This window comes from Paenibacillus sp. FSL R5-0475 (assembly GCF_038004585.1).
In the GTDB taxonomy this organism is placed as follows: Bacteria; Bacillota; Bacilli; order Paenibacillales; family Paenibacillaceae; genus Paenibacillus_AQ.
This window is the reverse complement of record NZ_JBBORK010000001.1, coordinates 1,618,919-1,635,578: the sequence shown is the minus strand read 5'-3', so window position 1 is coordinate 1,635,578 and position 16,660 is coordinate 1,618,919. Positions and strand designations below refer to the sequence as shown.

Here is a 16,660-nt window from a genome sequence, read left to right as displayed (position 1 = left end):
CTCTAAAGTGACATTCTAGTCACTAAGCCATATGTGCTAAATGACTTGCTTATAAAATTTGATCTGAAATTGTGAACCCTTTCCCACTTCACTCTTCACATCGATCGTTCCGTTTTGTCCTGTGATAATGCTTTGTGCCAAGGCAAGTCCAATCCCTACACTATCTTCGCTTGCATTCTTACCTTTATAGAATCGTTTGAAGATATAGGGGAGCTCTGCCTTTGGGATTCCTTTGCCGTTATCTGTAATGAAAATTTCCGTAAACAGTGCATTTTCTGCAAAAGAAATCGAAATTTCTCCCCCAGCAGGTGTGTGCTCTACACAGTTTTTCAGAATATTAATGATCGCCTCAGTTGTCCAATTGAGATCGCCCGTAAATGTGGTGCTATCATCTCCATCAATCAAGATCCGTTGTTCTTTAATATCCATTGGAATTAACATGGGCTCCAAAGATTTTTGAACTAGCTTGTTCACCAGAACAAGATCTTTTTTAAAATGAATGGTTCCTGCATCGATCTTGGAGAACTTTAATAAAGAGGAGACTAGCCAGCCAATTCGTTCGAGTTGGATCGTAATTTTCCGGGTAAACTCCATTCTCTTCTCAGTGTGCAGCTCAGGATCACTTAATAAATCTGCCATCACAGTCATGGAAGTAAGCGGGGTTTTGAGCTGATGAGAGATATCCGAAATCGCATTGGTGAGCTTCATTTTATCTTCTTGTAATTGCGCACTCTGCTCGGATAACATCAGCGTCACTTTATAAATGTCATTCTTCAGGATACTAAGCTCACCTTCCTGATTATCACGAACATCGAGCGAATAATTCCCACTACTGATTTGGCGTAGATACCCTGAGAGCTTTTCAATTTCACCATATCTCCAACGGGTAAACAATACACTGCAAGCTATAAGCAAAGCTGAAGTCCCAGCTGTGAGCCCTACCGCCTCTAACGATATAAATGTCGCCACCGCTGTAGCCACAAGACTGATCAAGCACATCGTAAACAATAACCATCTAAATTCTCTATTACGAAGCATCCTAATCACCAACCTTGTAACCCAACCCTCGAACTGTTTTAATCAGTGTTGGTTCTTGGGGGTTATCTTCTAACTTTTCCCTAAGTCTTTTTATGTAAACCGATAATGTATTGTCGTTCACGAATTCACCTGCCACATCCCAAATCCGTTCTAACAATTGATTTCTTGAGAGAACCTGACCAACATGGTTAGCAAAGATCAGTAATAATCGATATTCTAATGCGGTCAATAGCACTTCATCGCCGTTCTTATAAACCTTTCCTTCAAGCGTGTTAATCCGTATATTCTCTAATTCGATATTGGATTGGGTCTGAGCCTGCTTGTTATATCTCCTTAAGACGGATTTAATCCGCGATAGCAGCTCCCGAATCCGAAAAGGCTTAGTTATGTAATCATCTGCCCCCATATCGAGTCCCATCACCACGTTGACCTCATCATCAATCGCCGTTAAAAAAATTACCGGTATATCACTTTGCGCTTTCACGATCTTGCACAATTCATAACCGCTGCCATCCGGCAGTGAGAGATCAAAGATGCATAAGGTGAGCTCTGATAACCGCTCAGATAACATCGCTTTGGCTGAGGTGGCGTCATAACATAGAAGGGTTTCAAAATGATCCTGCTGTAATGAATATTCTAGTCCTGATGCTATCGTTCTATCGTCCTCGACAAGAAAAATTTTCATGGATGATCATCCTAACCTTATAATATATTCAATCGTTCTATTCGTTCCGATGATCATTCTCTCATAATTATAGAGTTATACCAAATTACAATTCATATTAAAGTATTTACAACTCCACGGTAAATATAATAAAAACGTCTACTCCATGGAATAGACGTCTCTAAAAGGATTATATTGCAAAAGCACCACACTTATATTGATGTATCTGCTGAAACCCTAGCCGTAGTGCCGATTTTTTCGAAGCTTCATTATCTAGTGAACAATCCCAGTAAGGAATAAAGCCATTGGCAAGCACATCTTCAACTACTAGCGTCGCTAAATGTGTCCCCACTCCTTGTTTCTGATATTTAGGAAGGGTTTCAATTCCGATTGCGTGTGTATCCTGTGTAACAAAACTAGAATAACACACCCCCATAATTTCAGATCCCTCAACTGCAGCATATCCGTAGCCTTTTTCAGCAAAGTCTTCTTTCGATGACCAGAATAAATCAATATTTTCATGTACAAATTCTATATTCTTTAGATCTGAGTTCTCCCAATCCAGCATTTTAAGATTTATAGTTCTAATCCCATTAGTCAGCGTCGTAGGCGGCTTGTGAAGTAACTTGAACACCATCTGTTCAAAAGGATATAGCTTCCTAGAAGGAAACATCAATTCCAGATTCCATTCATCATGTTGACCAGAAACTTCGAAATGTTCCATCCCGAGTTCCTTCATTCTAGGTACAATATGATCTGTTACATAACTGTCCAGTGCATGGATAAAGGCTTGATTGGTGTGATCGCCAATAAGATAAAACCCTTCAATCCCCTGACTCCATACTAACGCACTCTTTGGTGCTGTAAGTTGATCGACAAAGATCCAACCAGGATTATTGCCTTCAATCACAGAGAGAATTTCGGGATGGATATGCTCTCCATGAAGTAGTGGCTTCACTTTATAATAATCCTCATGAGGTATTTCATGCATACAAACACTCCCCTTATTATCATTGCAAAATGCTGTATACATAAGTATAAAGTAATCGTCCTTCATCGGTTGGTAAAGTTCATTCATAACTGAAAATTACTGTCCACGTATAACTGTTTTTCTAGCCTTAATTATTAAAAATGAAGGTCTCCTTCTTTCATTTATTAATTTGGGCATCTTCTCAAGACCCTCAAGGTTGGATTCAGGTTCAACAATTTCTTCAACAGTCAGTCCATTTTGGATCAAAGTATTAAGTAATGTTGAAAGTTTTCTGTGGTATTTTATGACACCATCGATTCCCCAAAACTGTGATCTGAAACCTTCTTCTCCATAATTATCAATAGGCCAATGTAGGATATTATGATTGGAATCTTTAACCCACCCACTTTGAATCTTATTTGATAAAACAACAGGATGTTCTGTTGAAAATACTAGGTATCCATTTGGTTTAATCCACTTTGAAATCCTACTAATGAGTGTTTTATAATCCTCGACATAATGAAAAGCTAACGAACTTACTACCAAATCAAATTCATTTCGATTAAATTCGATTTCTTCCATAGAGCCCTGTATATAATGGATCTCTGGTCGTTTCCTTGCCATAGCTAACATCTTCTCTGATATATCTACACCTGTTACCTTTGATGCATGGTTATCAATCATATAGTTCGCCTGTTCTCCAAAACCACAACCCAGATCGAGAACATTTAAATCTTGTAGGACAGGAAGCAAACCTCTTATCGCAGGTTGTTCAATAAAGTCATTGTATGTAATTCTTGACTCCCTTAAGTTCTTATACATTTGAAAAAACTCAGGGTTGTCATAAATGTTCTGTTGCATCATACACCTCCACGATATTATTGATGATGTTTACGAAGCCGGTTGTAATATAGCCAAGTGCGAGTAACATATGAGCCAAACATTAGAATTAATATGGCGTACAAGATCATATTTATGATCTGCAATCGATCCAGGTTAGAATAAGAAGATAATCTTACATTTAAACCAATGATATACATATATAAAATAGTGAGGGGTAAGAACATAGCAGAATACGTTAAAGCTATACGTCTAGCTAGTTTCAACTGATTTAACTTATCGCTGTATATTTGCGGTTTGACTTTACCTGGTACATATTCTTGGCCCCATAAAACCCATTTCTGACTCCATGAACTCGATTTATACAGACATACCCAGCCAGAATCCGTATGAATGTTGAAGTAATTGGTATCAGCAATATTTTGTAAGTCCGCACAATAACACATCTTACGAGGCTTCCCTTTTTTAAAATAAAAGGCAGTTCCTGTTTTGCCAACGCTGTACAGATTATATCCCTTTTCTTCCATTCCCTCTAGCCACTCTTCAAGTCGATCCGGCGAATACATCCATCCAAGCTTCCACTTCATAACAAGTTGACCTGAACTTTTCAAACGCTTCTCTTCATTCTTACTTAGCCTGTCTTTCAGAGGGGATGTCCCCTGACCATTTTGCTTGTTTGGTTGTATGAATTCTTCTGTTAATCTTTGGTTCGTCTTGTTTAATGTGATCAGCGAATATACGGTGAAAATGCATAAGATAATGCTAAGCCCTAATGCAGTAGCGGGAATAAAACCATAAGGTCCGTTGAAGACATTAAAATGACCAGACTTGGAAACACTCAATGCTATCGTGCTTATTAAAATTATATTGAGTAATGCAACCATTAAATAAATCAATATCCCCATAAAAATATACATGATCTTCTTGTTATGCTTTACGATTCCCTCTCGATCAGGGAGAGCTCTAATCTGTTCTAAAGGCAGCCGATTCATCGTCACAACCCATTTGCCGCTCTGTAACACCTTCGTCCATCCGAAATTTAATAGACCCTTAGAGAGGGATTGGTTTGGAACTTTATCGAATACGATTCGATAGTTTGCTGCTTTCGGTTCGCCCTGCTGAAAGTAAAAATATCTATTTAAACGGTTGATTCGGATAAGTACGTAGCCTTTTTGCGCCATAGAAGCTAACCATTCTTCAGTTTTCTGAACATCATAACTCCAAAGGGGTCTAAATATTTTGATAATCATCTATGTCACCTCCATATTTTGTAGCATTCTCATGTAGCTCTTTAAGCCTATTAATCTCCGTAGCAAGAATTAGCATCCCTATGTCTGTTCTTTCATAAACTGTTTTTCTCTCTTCATCAGCAAAAACAGTAATCATCCCATCTTTTTGCATCTTCGTTAACGTGCCATAAACTGTACCTGAACCTAACAAAAGACGTGCTTTCGTGATTTTCTCCACATGCTTCACTATTCCATATCCATGACGTGGTTCATCTAAGGATAAAAGAATATAGAATGCCGTTTCAGTCATGGGTACGTATTTCTTCAATACTTTCTCAGGGTTCAACATGCCCAGCTCCCTTTATTTATACGTCGCATTTAAATATGTCTTAACGTGACTATATCACGTCGTGACATAGTCTACAATATTAATGCTCGAAAAAAATAAAAAAAGTGTGTAGAATCGCTTCATCAGCCATTCTACACACTCTACATTTAACTGCTCCAACCTGCCTAACGAATATCTTTTACACGAATATTACTTCCTAACAGACTCGAATCACTACTTAATCGGAATGACGGGTAATTCTCATCTGCTTCAAGTCGCATTTGTTCATCAAATAAAGACTCCTGTTGCCGGTCAACAAAAAAAGTAAAAGGCTCTTTCTGAACTTCAATATCTGTAGCATGAGGTACACTAATGACCTGAATAACGATCACGCCATTACAACCACAGCCCTCTGTATCGAAGAATAATTTAAAATATCCTGGTCGTTCACCAAGGCTTTTTTCTAACTTTTCAATAGTTTGGGAGTTCAATTGTATGAACATAGGATGATCTACTCCTTATTTATAATCGAGCTATTACTTTCCCAAAGTATAATTTGATTTTCTTCCATCCTGGTGTGAGTGCCATCACTTCTATTTTGACAAACATGAGTCTGAGCATAAATTAAACCGCCTTCTGCGTCTCCCGTTCACCACCTAGCTTAAACACGAGAATACCTCCAACAATAACAATCACTCCGACCAACTGCTTCCAAGTAAAAGGAACCTTTTCAAGCCCTAACCAGCCTAGTGAATCCCAGAGCAGTGCAAACCCAAGCTGAGAGATTAATACGATCGAAATCGCATACGTAGGGCCCAACCGCTTAGTACCTTGCACAAGGCATATTACTACCCCAACCCCGATCAAACCACTGATCCAATACCAAGGCTCCATATTTCTCAAAGTAAATATACGGTTTCCTTCAACGATAAGACTCATGATAAATGAAGCTAGGAATCCCATCCCTAACACTAAAGTTGTCGTGGCCCAAGATCCAACCTTTTCATTAACTTTTGTATTAAATATATTTTGCAGACTCACTAGTGATCCCGCGATAAGCGCTAAAATCAAACCAATAATCATAACTTAACTCCTCCATTTATCGACTTTACGCAAGGCCATTAAAATTTCAGTATCACTACGCCAACGATCATCAACCCGATGCCGATGAACTGCGGCAGTCTCATTTTTCTCTTTTCCATTCCAAACCAGCCTTTAATATCAATTAAGAACGTCAGACATAGCTGAGCAATCAACAATGAGGATATCGTAAACGTAACACCAATTTGCTGAATGGCCGTTACTTCACTAAAAATAATAACAGCCGCAAAAGCGCCACCGATCAAATATAAGGGTTTTACTTGCTTAAAGCCTCCCCTTTTCCCATCTCTAACGAACAAAAGAATTAGGAAGGACATGATGAACCCTGTTAACTGTGTAATTGTCGCTGCCTGCCAAGTCCCGATATCTTGACTAATTCGAGCATTCGACACGCCCTGTAGCGTAATACAAGCCCCCGCTAAAAATGCAAATATAATTCCTCTCATTTCTCTCTCTCCTCAACTTCGATCTCTTCCATATTAAATAGCAATTCAAGGGTTTAAAAAAGGACATCTGTCCTTAATGAGAAGAAACGTTGCTATCGCCCAACAACGACCTTTGGCTCGTAGAAATAAAAAGACCGTCTCAAGCCAACTTGCTGGCTTAAAACGGACTTCAAATGCTGTATATGGTTGATTATGAGAGCAAATTCTTCTCATGCAATTGATCAAAAATAATTCGGGTAACAACAGACACGCGATCCCGATCCTTATAGCTTAACCAAGATAATTCCTCGATTTCGGACGCTGGCATTAATGTCCCTTCATAATCCGCAATATAACAGGTCATTTTGACTGTAACACCCTCTGCTTTCCCATGAGCTTCTGCCTCAAACGTTCCAAAATAAGAAACAGTCTCTGTCTTGATCTGAACAGAAATCTCTTCCTCGATTTCGCGCACGAGCGTCTCTTCGTCTGTTTCTCCGGCTTCTCTTTTTCCTCCCGGTAAATAATACATATCTTTCCCTTTGGAACGCGCACATAAGACTTGCCCATTCTCGATATGAATCCAGGCGATTTTATCAATGATTGTAGTCATATTGTTCTCCCCATGCCTTTTTTTCAACAATTATATCATACAGCTGAACGTATACATTTATGCAACGTCAGCTTTAGATTTTTGAACGCGAAGCTTAGATTGAGGTAGGTGATGAAGCAAATAGTATACAGCAACTGAGATAAGCGTCACGAACCCTGCAACTTCGTACATCATACGGTAATCTGTATAAGAAGCAACTACACCCATAATATAAGAACCCGCTCCATACCCCAAATCAAATAACAAGAAAAAGGTTCCATTGGCGCTTCCTCTACGTTCTTTATCGGCTAATTTAAGTGCAAGCGTCTGAAAGCATGGCATAAGTGCGCCATACCCAACCCCCATAATGATGCCTGAGAACATCAACATGAATCCGGATTTAGCTTGACTTAAGCTAAGCAGACCTACAGCGAAGATCAGAATTCCGGGATAAATGAGAATATGTTCATTATATTTATCGAATACTTTACCGATTAGCGGTCGAAACAGCACAATCATAATCGCAAAGGCCACAAAAAAATAACCGGTAAGCTGTGATTGGTTAATTTCTTTTGTAAAAGAAGCGATAAAACCAGATAAAGAACTATAGGAGAACGCAAGCGTAAATCCGACAAGCGAGATGGGCAGTGCTTTGGGTTCAATGACGTCACTCCAGCGAAGACCCTTTCGCATCTTCACAGGTTCCTTAACGGCTTCTTTAACCGTATCCTTCTCTTCTTTGGGCATACGAACGCCTAATGTGAATAACAGCGAAAGCGCAGCAATCACACATACACCTAACAGCAATACATGAATGTTCTCATCTTTCCATAGAAAAAGACCCAAAGCTGGTCCAATGACCATCGCAATGCTCATAAACATACTGAAATAACCGATACCTTCTCCTTGGCGTGAGAAAGGGATTAACGTGGAAGCTATTGTACTTGTCGCTGTCGAGGCAACCGCATAACTCATACCGTGAATGAAACGAATCACCAGAAACAATACAATTCCATTAGCTCCGAAGTATCCTATACAGGCGAGTAGAAATAAGACCAGCCCAATAACCGCCATTTTCTTTTTACCGAATTTATCAACCCATTGTCCTGAAAAAGGACGGATCAATACACCTCCGAGGACATAGATGGTAATGGCTAACCCCATTTGCTGCTGATTCCCGTGCAAGCTTTCCTTCACGTATAACGGGAATGCAGTCGCCAGAATGTAAAAGGTCAGAAACATAAAAAAACTACTCAAACAAACAACAATAAAATTCCGGGTCCATATCTTCTCTCTAATCACAGCAGACTCTCTCCATCCTACCTAAATCTTTTTATATGTTACAATAGTATAGGACCGAAAATTAATTAAGTAAAATACATATTATATGATGGATATATCACATTAGAGTTATGAATAAAGAGAGGTCAATGTTATGGAATTCCTTCAGCTTCAATATTTCCGTGTAGTTGCTCGTCTTGAGCACATGACTAATGCCGCCAAAGAATTAAATGTATCTCAACCCTCACTTAGCAATTCCATCCAACGTTTAGAGAAAACCTTAGGTGTTCCCTTATTCGAACGCCAAGGCAGAAATTTAAAATTGAACGAATTCGGAAAAACATATCTTCGTCGTGTGGAGCAAGCATTTCTGGAACTGGATGAAGGTCAGCATGAGCTCACGGATATGGCTGGACTTGAACATGGAGTAATATCTATAGCAGTAACACTACCGTATGTATTGCCCACTTTACTAAAAGAGTTTCTTACCCTTCACCCGCACGTTCGGATCATTCAGCGTCAGCTTGGCTCAGCATTAGAAATGAGAAACGATCTGGAGAGTGCGGTGATTGATTTTTGCATATCTTCGACACCTGTCACCGGACCAGACATCGAATGGTTTACCTTAGCAGAAGAGGAATTATGTTTAAGTGTGCCTAAGAATCATCGTTTTGCCAATCGCGAGAGTATTTCTTTGATTGAAGCTGCTGGTGAGAATTTCATTTCTTTGTCTTCTAGATCTAATTTCCGTGAAATTACAGATGCATTTTGCCGTCAAGCTGGATTTGAACCGCTAATTGCTTTCGAACTCGAAGAAGTAAGTGCCGTTCAAACCTTAGTTGAGATGGGGCTGGGTATCACCTTTACTCTCCCTTTAGCCTTAAGCAGGAGAAGTAAAAACACAGAAATCGTTCAATTGAAAATAACCGATCCGCTTTGTCAGCGCACTTTTGGCATCGCTTGGAGCAGAAAACACTTTTTATCACAAGCGGCTATACAATTTCAGAAATTTGTTGTGGATTTTTTTAGTAAACCTCATGAGTATAGTTAAGGAGAATATGCCATCTTATATCAACCGTAATCACATCTAATAAGCTACTTATACCAAGAGGATTGTAAAGCGTACATGTTTGCATAAATGCCATTGTGATGTACTAAGTCTTGATGATCTCCTACTTCAGCAATTTCTCCATGATACATAACATAGATCGTATCAACATTCTTCGCCCAACCCAAGCGATGTGAAATAAAAATAGCTGCTTTATCTTGGCAGATTTCTAATAATTTCGTATAGATCTCCATCTCGGCATTCGGGTCAATTGCAGAAGTAGGTTCATCGAATACTATAAGCTCAGCATCATTGTATAACGCGCGCGCAATCGCCAGCTTTTGCCATTGTCCCCCTGATAGCTGCCTGCTTCCTTCTACTATTTGCCCCAAATTCACATCTAATCCGCCTAATTCATGGAGCAAATCTATCAGCTCACATTGTTCTAGAACCCTTAGTATTTTAGCATCATCCGAAGGTGTATTCGCATCGCCCAATAGGATATTTTCTCTTAGTGTCAGTTCAAACTTCACAGCATTCTGAAATACAACGGACACCTTACCGTGAGGTTCTAAATGATCCTTCCAGCAAATCGTTCCGGAGCTTGGTCTATATTGACCTAATAACATTTTAATCAACGTAGATTTCCCTGCTCCATTTTCCCCGACGATCGCTATTTTCTCACCCGGCTCTATGGTCATATTGATGTTAGATAAGACATTCTTGTTCGATTTGGCGTATTTAAAATAGACATTTGAAACGGTAATTGGGAGCATAGAATCAGTCGAATTATTTATGTTATTTTTGCGAAAATCACTGTTCTTATATGTAAGTACTTCATTTAAGTCATATAATTTGCTGCTGCTGATGTAAAGCTTGCTTAATGGCCAGGTCAAACTCATAATTTTACCACCACTCGATAACAGCGCCAGAAATAACACCGAAATTGTTCCAATTGTAACTGTATTAGACTCCCCCATTTTGTTTAACAGGTACACTAGAACTACAAAGATAGCACTCGTCTGGACCATAGCCACGACCATCCCTGTTTTGATCTCGAATTTTCTGGCGCTAAATCTTTTATTATGCTGCTTCTTCATAAGCATTGCCCAGAGATTTGTAAAATAAGAGATGGAATTATAAATTCGCATTTCTCGAATCGCATTAGGGTCTTCCAAAGTGTTAGCAAGATAGTCTCCCATTCTTCCATCGAAGGTGAGTTCTCTTCCTGTTCTTCTCACTTTAATTTCCGTAAATAATCGAATGGATAAGGTAGTCACGATCATAAGTGCTACCACGAATGTGACCAAGAAATAACCACTTGTCGCCGACAACCAGATGATGCTTATTAGTCCTGAGATAATTCCTACACTCGATACCAAAAAACCTGTAATCCCCTCTAAATCTTCTCCAACTACCTTTTTAGCTCTTTGCAGTTTATTTCCAAACTCTTCATCATCAAAATCCTCAAAATCAACCCGGTTTGCAATATCTATCAATTCGGATTGAAAAGCGAGGGTTAGTTCCGCATTCATTCGATTCTTCATCATGTTGGTTATGCTTAATGAACAAGCTTGTACGCCATGAATCACAACAAACCATAGAATAGGGAGCAGCGTCATAACACCGCGAGCCACACCGTTAATGATATTCACTTGGACAGCGTAAGAATAAAAAGTTAATAAACCACTGATTATAGGGACTATGATAGTGATTGTTGAGATCATCGGACTTTTTCTAAACATTCTCACGAGTATCATTACAAGATTAGTGATGTCAGACTTCAGCATGAATTTCTCCTTTCTTATACATATAAAGAGGACTGGCGATTAAACATCTTTTTGTATTTACCATCAACCCTCATTAATTCTTCATGCGTTCCACTTTCCACGATTTCTCCATGCTCAAACAGAAAAATTCTATCGACGAATTTGGATATATACAGCCGGTGAGTCACAATAATGGAGGTCCGCTGCTCTCCTAATTTCATAAAGGTATCGAACGCCTGTTGTTCCGCATAAGGATCCAGGGCAGCAGTCGGCTCATCAAAAATCATAAGAGCGCCGTCATTGAGATAGGCTCGAGCAATCGCTAGTCTTTGCCATTGTCCCCCAGACAAATCTATCCCTCCAAACTGAGGACCTACTAAAGTATCCAATCGAACACCATAATTATCGGCTTCTGCTTTTTTCATCGCGGCTAATAATCTTGAATCGTCATGAATAGTAGCCATATTACCTAATGCAATGTTTTCTCTAATTGGTCTTTGTAACTTAATGAAATCCTGAAAAACAACTCTGGTATCCTGTGTCACGTTATGCGCTAAGACTTCATTCTCACCTTTAAACCACTGGATGTTTCCAGCTGTTGCAGGATACAACCCTAAGATCAACTTAACAAGCGTAGATTTACCCGAACCATTCTCACCTACAAAAGCAATTCGTTCACCTGGATGAATGGTCATGTTTATATTACTCAGGGTGTTCTTAGCGTTGGTCGGATATCTAAAAAACAGCTGATGAATTTGGACCTTCATCGGATCGGTGTTCCTGTTGGAATTCACCTCCTGATCTCTAAGCACCTGCTCTTCCAAATCTAAATAAGACGTATAATCCTCGTACCGTAAACGACTCTTCGCTAAGTCCGCGTAAACTGTTAATGCAGGAATAACGATAAATAATTGACTGGATATCTGAAGTAATAACACAAAAAGCCCAGCACTCTGTCCGCTACTTCCGATCGTAATCGCTAGAATGGCAATCGTAGTCCCATTTAATAAGATCATGATTAAGCTTTGGGAGAAGTTGAGGGTTTCAGAATAAATAACCTTACGGTGCATTTGTTTGAAGTTATTCGTAAAGCTCTCTTTCATTGAGGAAAACAAAAAGGAGGACATTCTGTACATTCTTACTTCCGGAATGGAATTTCTGTTTATCAACAAATCGACTAAATAGTTGATCATTCGCACAGAGGAGGTTTGATTCGCTGAAATGGATTCTACTTTCTGTGACATTCGCTTCATAAGATAAAGCTGTAGAATCTGCACCCCTAAAATAATCAAAGCCAGAATATAGAAGCCATAAACAGATAAGACAACCATTAACACAACTAGTGTTATTAGGTGAACTGTCACACCTGTCCATTGGTCTAACAGATCAATCAAGGAAAGTCGTTTTGCTTTTTCTCTTTTAGTTTTTGTAGCGGGGGCCTCCATAAGTGCCGTAGATAATTTGGAAGTCTTTTCCAAAATGCTATGTTCCAGTTCATATATACTGGTGGATGTTAAATTGGTGATAGCAATGGCTCGAAGAGAACTATTAAGGCCAGCGAGATATAACATTACCATAAGCAAACTTACTAATAACAAGATATGTTGGTAGGTGTTAGGATTGAAGTTCTGAATGAGGTCAACCACATATTTCGTTGTGAATAATTCTGCAAAAAGGATTGGGGCACTCAGTAAGTTAGTGATAAAATATAAAAGTGAGTTTCTTCTGTCTTTCACATATAATAGTTTTACAACATAGAGAAAGTCAGGCAGGCAGCATCTCTCCTTATAAGTGTATTCCATTCTGTAAACACTTTCATTGTTTAGACGTGGAAACCGATTATAACGTTTAATGTTTATAATTGGAAGAGATATTTTCGAAATGACCAAACGAACAGGAGTGTACATTCATGAAACTTCAATTTAACTTATTCCCGGGCGGATTGCCCAAGGCGCTCACCATGAGCTATGATGACGGACAGAAACACGATATTCGCTTGGCGGAGATTTTTGATCAACATGGGATTAAAGGTACTTTCCATTTAAATAGCGCAATGATAAACGCACCGGGATTCTTATCATCTGCTGATGTTAAACATTCGCTCAGAAACCATGAGGTATCTGCCCATTCCGTTACCCATCCACATCTAGAGCGTCTACCTTTACCTATGGTGATTGATGAGCTGTTCGAAGACCGTAAGCGACTGGAGAAACTAGTGGATTATCCGGTACGAGGCATGTCCTATCCATACGGTACATACTCTCAGGAAATCATTGCTCCTCTACAGTCTGTTGGGATTGAATACAGCCGAACTGTCCATTCAACCAAACAGTTTGATATGCCTTTGAATTTCATGGAGTGGCATCCAACTTGTCATCATATAGAAGATCTGCATCACGTATGGGAGCGATTTACAACGGAAGGGCCATCCCAAAAGCTGAGACTCTGTTATGTTTGGGGTCATAGTTATGAATTTGCACAGCAGAACAATTGGGAGCTTATCGAATCCTTTTGCCAACAAGCAGGTGGACATTCGGATATTTGGTACGCTACCAATATAGAGATTTATGATTATGTTGATGCGCTATATTCACTGAAGATGAGTGCTGACAAAACGGTCATTCGTAACAACTCAGCTATTGATGTTTGGGTATCCGTAAATGATCAACCTGTTCAGATTAAAGGTGGAAGTACGATGATGATGAAATAATCCAAAATGCAAAAAAGAGCGATTTTAAGCATCGCTCTCTTTTTGCTTATTACATAAAAGTGATTGAAATTATTTGGATTGAAGTGTAAATGTCACTGTTTTTGCTTTTTCCTCAAGGATTGGAGTATAGGTGAATGTCATTACATTCCCTTTGCGACTCTTCAACACTAACATTCTGGTCAATACATATGGATCTCTGCCATCATTTACTCTATCCCATTCCTTACGATCCTCACTAGTAATTAGTTTTTCATAGAGATTGATGATTTTACCGGTGTTGCTATAAACTAAATATAAGTGTGTCGTATCTAATAAACGAACGAGCACAACGTCTTCCGCAGCATACTCCACTATGAAATCTCCGGTTGCTCCTGTTAACTTTTCCATCTCAAATAACTTGCCCAAACCGCCATCCTTAGTAATATATTGAACGTTCTTCCCATCGGTCATATACACCTGAGTGGAAGGCACTTGTGGTGCATGGATATAAGCCGAGTTATTGTAATGATAGTCCATTTGCTTGAGAATAGTGCCCGCTTTGACCAATACTTGATAGCTGCTATTGAAATCGGTGAACATGGCATAATGATTGTCCGTTAACTGGAGTAAGTCCGTACCATTGCCCACTTTTTCAATCTCAAAAGCGTAGTTGTACGCAGATTCCTTAAAAGGTAGTCGACCAATAATTACTGGTTTCCCAGTTTCCGTTGCACGGTAATACAAATCGCCGTTTTTTTGAGATATCCAATAGGATCTTCCATCTACAGAAGCAGAAACCAATCTAGCTTCATCTATAATTTGGATAACCCCATCCGTTTTATTAAGCCCCGCTTTACCTCCAAGTAGACTGACCGCTGAGATCAATGGCACGTACACCGAGCCTTTTATAATACGTGGGGATTTTGTTAAGGTCACCACTGCCTCATTCACTTTTGACTTTACAGTACCAGCCGTGAAGTTAACCTCACGCTCAGGACGAACCAGTTTGGCCGTTTTGGACGGTTGATCCCAAGATAATGTATACCCCATAGCATCTGCGAGTGATTTCAGGGGTACAAAAGTTGTATTCTCCGTGATCACCTGTTTACTGCTGATTCCGATTTCTTTATAGTTGAATTGAATTTGGTTTTCTGCTTGGGCTGATACCGATCCATACCCCGTACTTAAAATCAAAACAGTCAAGATTCCTAGCGTTACCTTCCATTTGTTCATTTCTTTTCGTCTCCCTTGACTCTATAGTCATATGTAATTAGACGACAGAATTTGGAAAAAGTTTCTTGTTTCCGTTTTACGTATAAAAAAGTCCTGATCCACGGTAGACTACCGAAGTCAGGTCTTCTGTCTTTTATAAAGTAATCTTAACTTCTAGCAAACTCATAAAACGCCAAGGCATCTCCCCATGTCTGGAATCCTGCTTGCGCTAGTTTATCACTGCCTCCGCCTTTTCCATTGTAAGTACTAAGATGCTCTTTGAAAAAAGCTCCACAGGAGATCTCCGCGCTGCCATTCTGTGCAAATACAACCTTATTTTCAGCAGAACTAGCCAATAAAACCGGAACATCGCATTTCGCGGTAAGCTTGTTAGCTAAACTTTGTAAATCTTTCAGCGATTTATCCTCGAACACTTTTGAGATCAGCTTTCCTTCTTGTTGTGCTAAAAGCTCCTGTACGACATAATCATCATTCTTCTCTTTAAGTAGTGTAATTTCAGCTTGCAGCTGCTTTTGTTCATTCTCCCATTTTTCAATGCGATCGATAATTTCATCTTTTCCCGTATTGAATTTGGAAGATAGTGCTCCAACAATTTGCAGACTGCTATTAAACTCCTCCAAAGCACGGTATCCACATTTAAAATAGATCCGCGTATTGCCTTTTTGTTTCTCCGCTTTCAGAAGCTTAATTATACCAATCTCACCTGTTGAAGATACATGCGTACCACCGCAAGCGTTATATTCAACATCTTTAATTTCTACAATCCGGATGTTTTCCGTCACTTTAGGTTGTTTGACCAATTTAAGCTGTGAAGCCTCTTCCCCTGTTACAAAATAGCTCAGGATACTATGGTTCTGGTAAATCTGCCGATTAACCTCCCACTCTATGGAATGAAGTTGTTTAGGCGACAGTTCTGACGCTTCTATATCAATGGTGCAATAATCCTCACCCAAATGAAAGCTTAGAGTCATAAACTGGTACAAATTGAGACAGATGGCTGAGAGCAAGTGTTGTCCACTATGCTGCTGCATATGATCAAATCTTCTCTTCCAATCGATCTGACAAGTGACGGATAAATCATCAGGCAGACGTTCCAGCTTATGCAGGACAAGATCTTCCTCACTGATTACATCAAGTACCGGGATATCCCCAATAGTCCCTAAATCACAAGGTTGCCCACCGCCATGCGGATAAAAAGCGGTCTCCTCCAAAATAACATAGCGTCCATCTTCTCGTTCTATGGTTTCACTAATACAGGTCTCCCAATCAGTAATGTATGTAGAATTGTAGTATAGTTTGTTGGTCATGTATTTATCCCTCTCTTTTATACGTTTATGGCACATTAAGCTTATAGTATCATAACGGATTTCAAAGACAAACTGCACAATGAAAAACGCCTTGCGGCGCTTTTGGAAGGAATTCACTCTGTTGTTCTACTTTCAGTTGTCTTCTA

17 protein-coding genes are annotated in these 16,660 nt (G+C 39.4%); 2 read left to right on the top strand and 15 right to left on the bottom strand.

Annotation, left to right across the window (positions count from 1 at the left end; all coding sequences use genetic code 11):
* Window positions 1-36: 36 nt before the first annotated feature.
* The 11 genes from MKX41_RS07310 to MKX41_RS07260 form a co-directional block, all read right to left on the bottom strand.
* Window positions 37-1,038, bottom strand: a complete 1,002-nt coding sequence (locus tag MKX41_RS07310) for a sensor histidine kinase (protein ID WP_340969312.1) — start codon at window positions 1,036-1,038, stop codon at window positions 37-39.
* A 1-nt stretch (window position 1,039) separates the two neighbouring features.
* On the bottom strand, window positions 1,040-1,723 hold the full coding sequence (locus tag MKX41_RS07305) for a response regulator transcription factor (RefSeq protein ID WP_340969311.1): 684 nt from the start codon (window positions 1,721-1,723) through the stop codon (window positions 1,040-1,042).
* A 169-nt stretch (window positions 1,724-1,892) separates the two neighbouring features.
* Window positions 1,893-2,693 carry a GNAT family N-acetyltransferase gene (locus tag MKX41_RS07300; protein ID WP_340969309.1) on the bottom strand — a complete coding sequence of 267 codons (801 nt, stop codon included), beginning with the start codon at window positions 2,691-2,693 and terminating at the stop codon, window positions 1,893-1,895.
* Between the two features lie 96 nt (window positions 2,694-2,789).
* Entirely contained in the window at window positions 2,790-3,536 is a 747-nt protein-coding gene (locus tag MKX41_RS07295; protein ID WP_340969308.1) for a class I SAM-dependent methyltransferase, read from the bottom strand.
* Between the two features lie 14 nt (window positions 3,537-3,550).
* On the bottom strand, window positions 3,551-4,762 hold the full coding sequence (locus MKX41_RS07290) for a DUF2812 domain-containing protein (protein WP_340969307.1): 1,212 nt from the start codon (window positions 4,760-4,762) through the stop codon (window positions 3,551-3,553).
* Complete coding sequence (locus tag MKX41_RS07285; protein ID WP_371916540.1) at window positions 4,743-5,090, bottom strand: PadR family transcriptional regulator; 348 nt, start codon at window positions 5,088-5,090, stop codon at window positions 4,743-4,745. The genes MKX41_RS07290 and MKX41_RS07285 overlap by 20 nt, the downstream gene beginning before the upstream one ends.
* Before the next feature lie 164 nt (window positions 5,091-5,254).
* Window positions 5,255-5,572 (bottom strand): iron-sulfur cluster biosynthesis family protein, encoded by a 318-nt coding sequence (locus MKX41_RS07280; RefSeq protein WP_339803708.1) that lies wholly within the window; start codon window positions 5,570-5,572, stop codon window positions 5,255-5,257.
* Window positions 5,573-5,693: 121 nt separating this feature from the next.
* Window positions 5,694-6,152: a DMT family transporter gene (locus tag MKX41_RS07275; protein ID WP_042187996.1), complete on the bottom strand. Its 459-nt coding sequence runs from the start codon at window positions 6,150-6,152 to the stop codon at window positions 5,694-5,696.
* Window positions 6,153-6,190: 38 nt separating this feature from the next.
* Window positions 6,191-6,616, bottom strand: coding sequence for a DMT family transporter (locus MKX41_RS07270; protein WP_076285787.1), 426 nt, complete (start codon window positions 6,614-6,616; stop codon window positions 6,191-6,193).
* 190 nt (window positions 6,617-6,806) lie between these two features.
* Window positions 6,807-7,208 carry an NUDIX hydrolase gene (locus MKX41_RS07265; protein WP_340969306.1) on the bottom strand — a complete coding sequence of 134 codons (402 nt, stop codon included), beginning with the start codon at window positions 7,206-7,208 and terminating at the stop codon, window positions 6,807-6,809.
* 57 nt (window positions 7,209-7,265) lie between these two features.
* Complete coding sequence (locus MKX41_RS07260; protein ID WP_339271134.1) at window positions 7,266-8,489, bottom strand: MFS transporter; 1,224 nt, start codon at window positions 8,487-8,489, stop codon at window positions 7,266-7,268.
* A 133-nt stretch (window positions 8,490-8,622) separates the two neighbouring features.
* On the opposite strand from MKX41_RS07260, the gene MKX41_RS07255 reads away from it, so the two are divergent.
* Window positions 8,623-9,519 (top strand): LysR family transcriptional regulator, encoded by an 897-nt coding sequence (locus MKX41_RS07255; protein WP_340969305.1) that lies wholly within the window; start codon window positions 8,623-8,625, stop codon window positions 9,517-9,519.
* A gap of 44 nt (window positions 9,520-9,563) precedes the next feature.
* Here MKX41_RS07255 and MKX41_RS07250 read toward each other — a convergent pair whose 3' ends face one another.
* Both MKX41_RS07250 and MKX41_RS07245 read right to left on the bottom strand, forming a co-directional pair.
* Window positions 9,564-11,306 (bottom strand): ABC transporter ATP-binding protein, encoded by a 1,743-nt coding sequence (locus MKX41_RS07250; protein ID WP_340969304.1) that lies wholly within the window; start codon window positions 11,304-11,306, stop codon window positions 9,564-9,566.
* Window positions 11,307-11,320: 14 nt separating this feature from the next.
* A complete protein-coding gene (locus tag MKX41_RS07245; protein ID WP_340969302.1) occupies window positions 11,321-12,763 on the bottom strand; it encodes an ABC transporter ATP-binding protein in 1,443 nt (480 codons plus the stop codon).
* A gap of 431 nt (window positions 12,764-13,194) precedes the next feature.
* Here MKX41_RS07245 and MKX41_RS07240 point away from each other — a divergent pair, with 431 nt between their 5' ends.
* The gene (locus MKX41_RS07240) at window positions 13,195-13,995 is read left to right on the top strand and encodes a polysaccharide deacetylase family protein (protein ID WP_340969301.1); all 801 of its coding nucleotides are present in this window, start codon (window positions 13,195-13,197) and stop codon (window positions 13,993-13,995) included.
* A gap of 69 nt (window positions 13,996-14,064) precedes the next feature.
* Here MKX41_RS07240 and MKX41_RS07235 read toward each other — a convergent pair whose 3' ends face one another.
* Complete coding sequence (locus MKX41_RS07235; RefSeq protein WP_340969300.1) at window positions 14,065-15,207, bottom strand: copper amine oxidase N-terminal domain-containing protein; 1,143 nt, start codon at window positions 15,205-15,207, stop codon at window positions 14,065-14,067.
* A gap of 146 nt (window positions 15,208-15,353) precedes the next feature.
* Complete coding sequence (locus MKX41_RS07230) at window positions 15,354-16,514, bottom strand: alanyl-tRNA editing protein (protein WP_340969299.1); 1,161 nt, start codon at window positions 16,512-16,514, stop codon at window positions 15,354-15,356.
* Between the last annotated feature and the right edge of the window lie 146 nt (window positions 16,515-16,660).

What these genes read in the sequence shown, in the direction of transcription:
- MKX41_RS07310 (WP_340969312.1), bottom strand. Translation starts at nt 1,038, where the DNA reads ATGCTTCGTAATAGAGAATTTAGATGGTTATTGTTTACGATGTGCTTG.
- MKX41_RS07305 (WP_340969311.1), bottom strand. Translation starts at nt 1,723, where the DNA reads ATGAAAATTTTTCTTGTCGAGGACGATAGAACGATAGCATCAGGACTA.
- MKX41_RS07300 (WP_340969309.1), bottom strand. Translation starts at nt 2,693, where the DNA reads ATGCATGAAATACCTCATGAGGATTATTATAAAGTGAAGCCACTACTT.
- MKX41_RS07295 (WP_340969308.1), bottom strand. Translation starts at nt 3,536, where the DNA reads ATGATGCAACAGAACATTTATGACAACCCTGAGTTTTTTCAAATGTAT.
- MKX41_RS07290 (WP_340969307.1), bottom strand. Translation starts at nt 4,762, where the DNA reads ATGATTATCAAAATATTTAGACCCCTTTGGAGTTATGATGTTCAGAAA.
- MKX41_RS07285 (WP_371916540.1), bottom strand. Translation starts at nt 5,090, where the DNA reads ATGTTGAACCCTGAGAAAGTATTGAAGAAATACGTACCCATGACTGAA.
- MKX41_RS07280 (WP_339803708.1), bottom strand. Translation starts at nt 5,572, where the DNA reads ATGTTCATACAATTGAACTCCCAAACTATTGAAAAGTTAGAAAAAAGC.
- MKX41_RS07275 (WP_042187996.1), bottom strand. Translation starts at nt 6,152, where the DNA reads ATGATTATTGGTTTGATTTTAGCGCTTATCGCGGGATCACTAGTGAGT.
- MKX41_RS07270 (WP_076285787.1), bottom strand. Translation starts at nt 6,616, where the DNA reads ATGAGAGGAATTATATTTGCATTTTTAGCGGGGGCTTGTATTACGCTA.
- MKX41_RS07265 (WP_340969306.1), bottom strand. Translation starts at nt 7,208, where the DNA reads ATGACTACAATCATTGATAAAATCGCCTGGATTCATATCGAGAATGGG.
- MKX41_RS07255 (WP_340969305.1), top strand. Translation starts at nt 8,623, where the DNA reads ATGGAATTCCTTCAGCTTCAATATTTCCGTGTAGTTGCTCGTCTTGAG.
- MKX41_RS07250 (WP_340969304.1), bottom strand. Translation starts at nt 11,306, where the DNA reads ATGCTGAAGTCTGACATCACTAATCTTGTAATGATACTCGTGAGAATG.
- MKX41_RS07240 (WP_340969301.1), top strand. Translation starts at nt 13,195, where the DNA reads ATGAAACTTCAATTTAACTTATTCCCGGGCGGATTGCCCAAGGCGCTC.
- MKX41_RS07235 (WP_340969300.1), bottom strand. Translation starts at nt 15,207, where the DNA reads ATGAACAAATGGAAGGTAACGCTAGGAATCTTGACTGTTTTGATTTTA.
- MKX41_RS07230 (WP_340969299.1), bottom strand. Translation starts at nt 16,514, where the DNA reads ATGACCAACAAACTATACTACAATTCTACATACATTACTGATTGGGAG.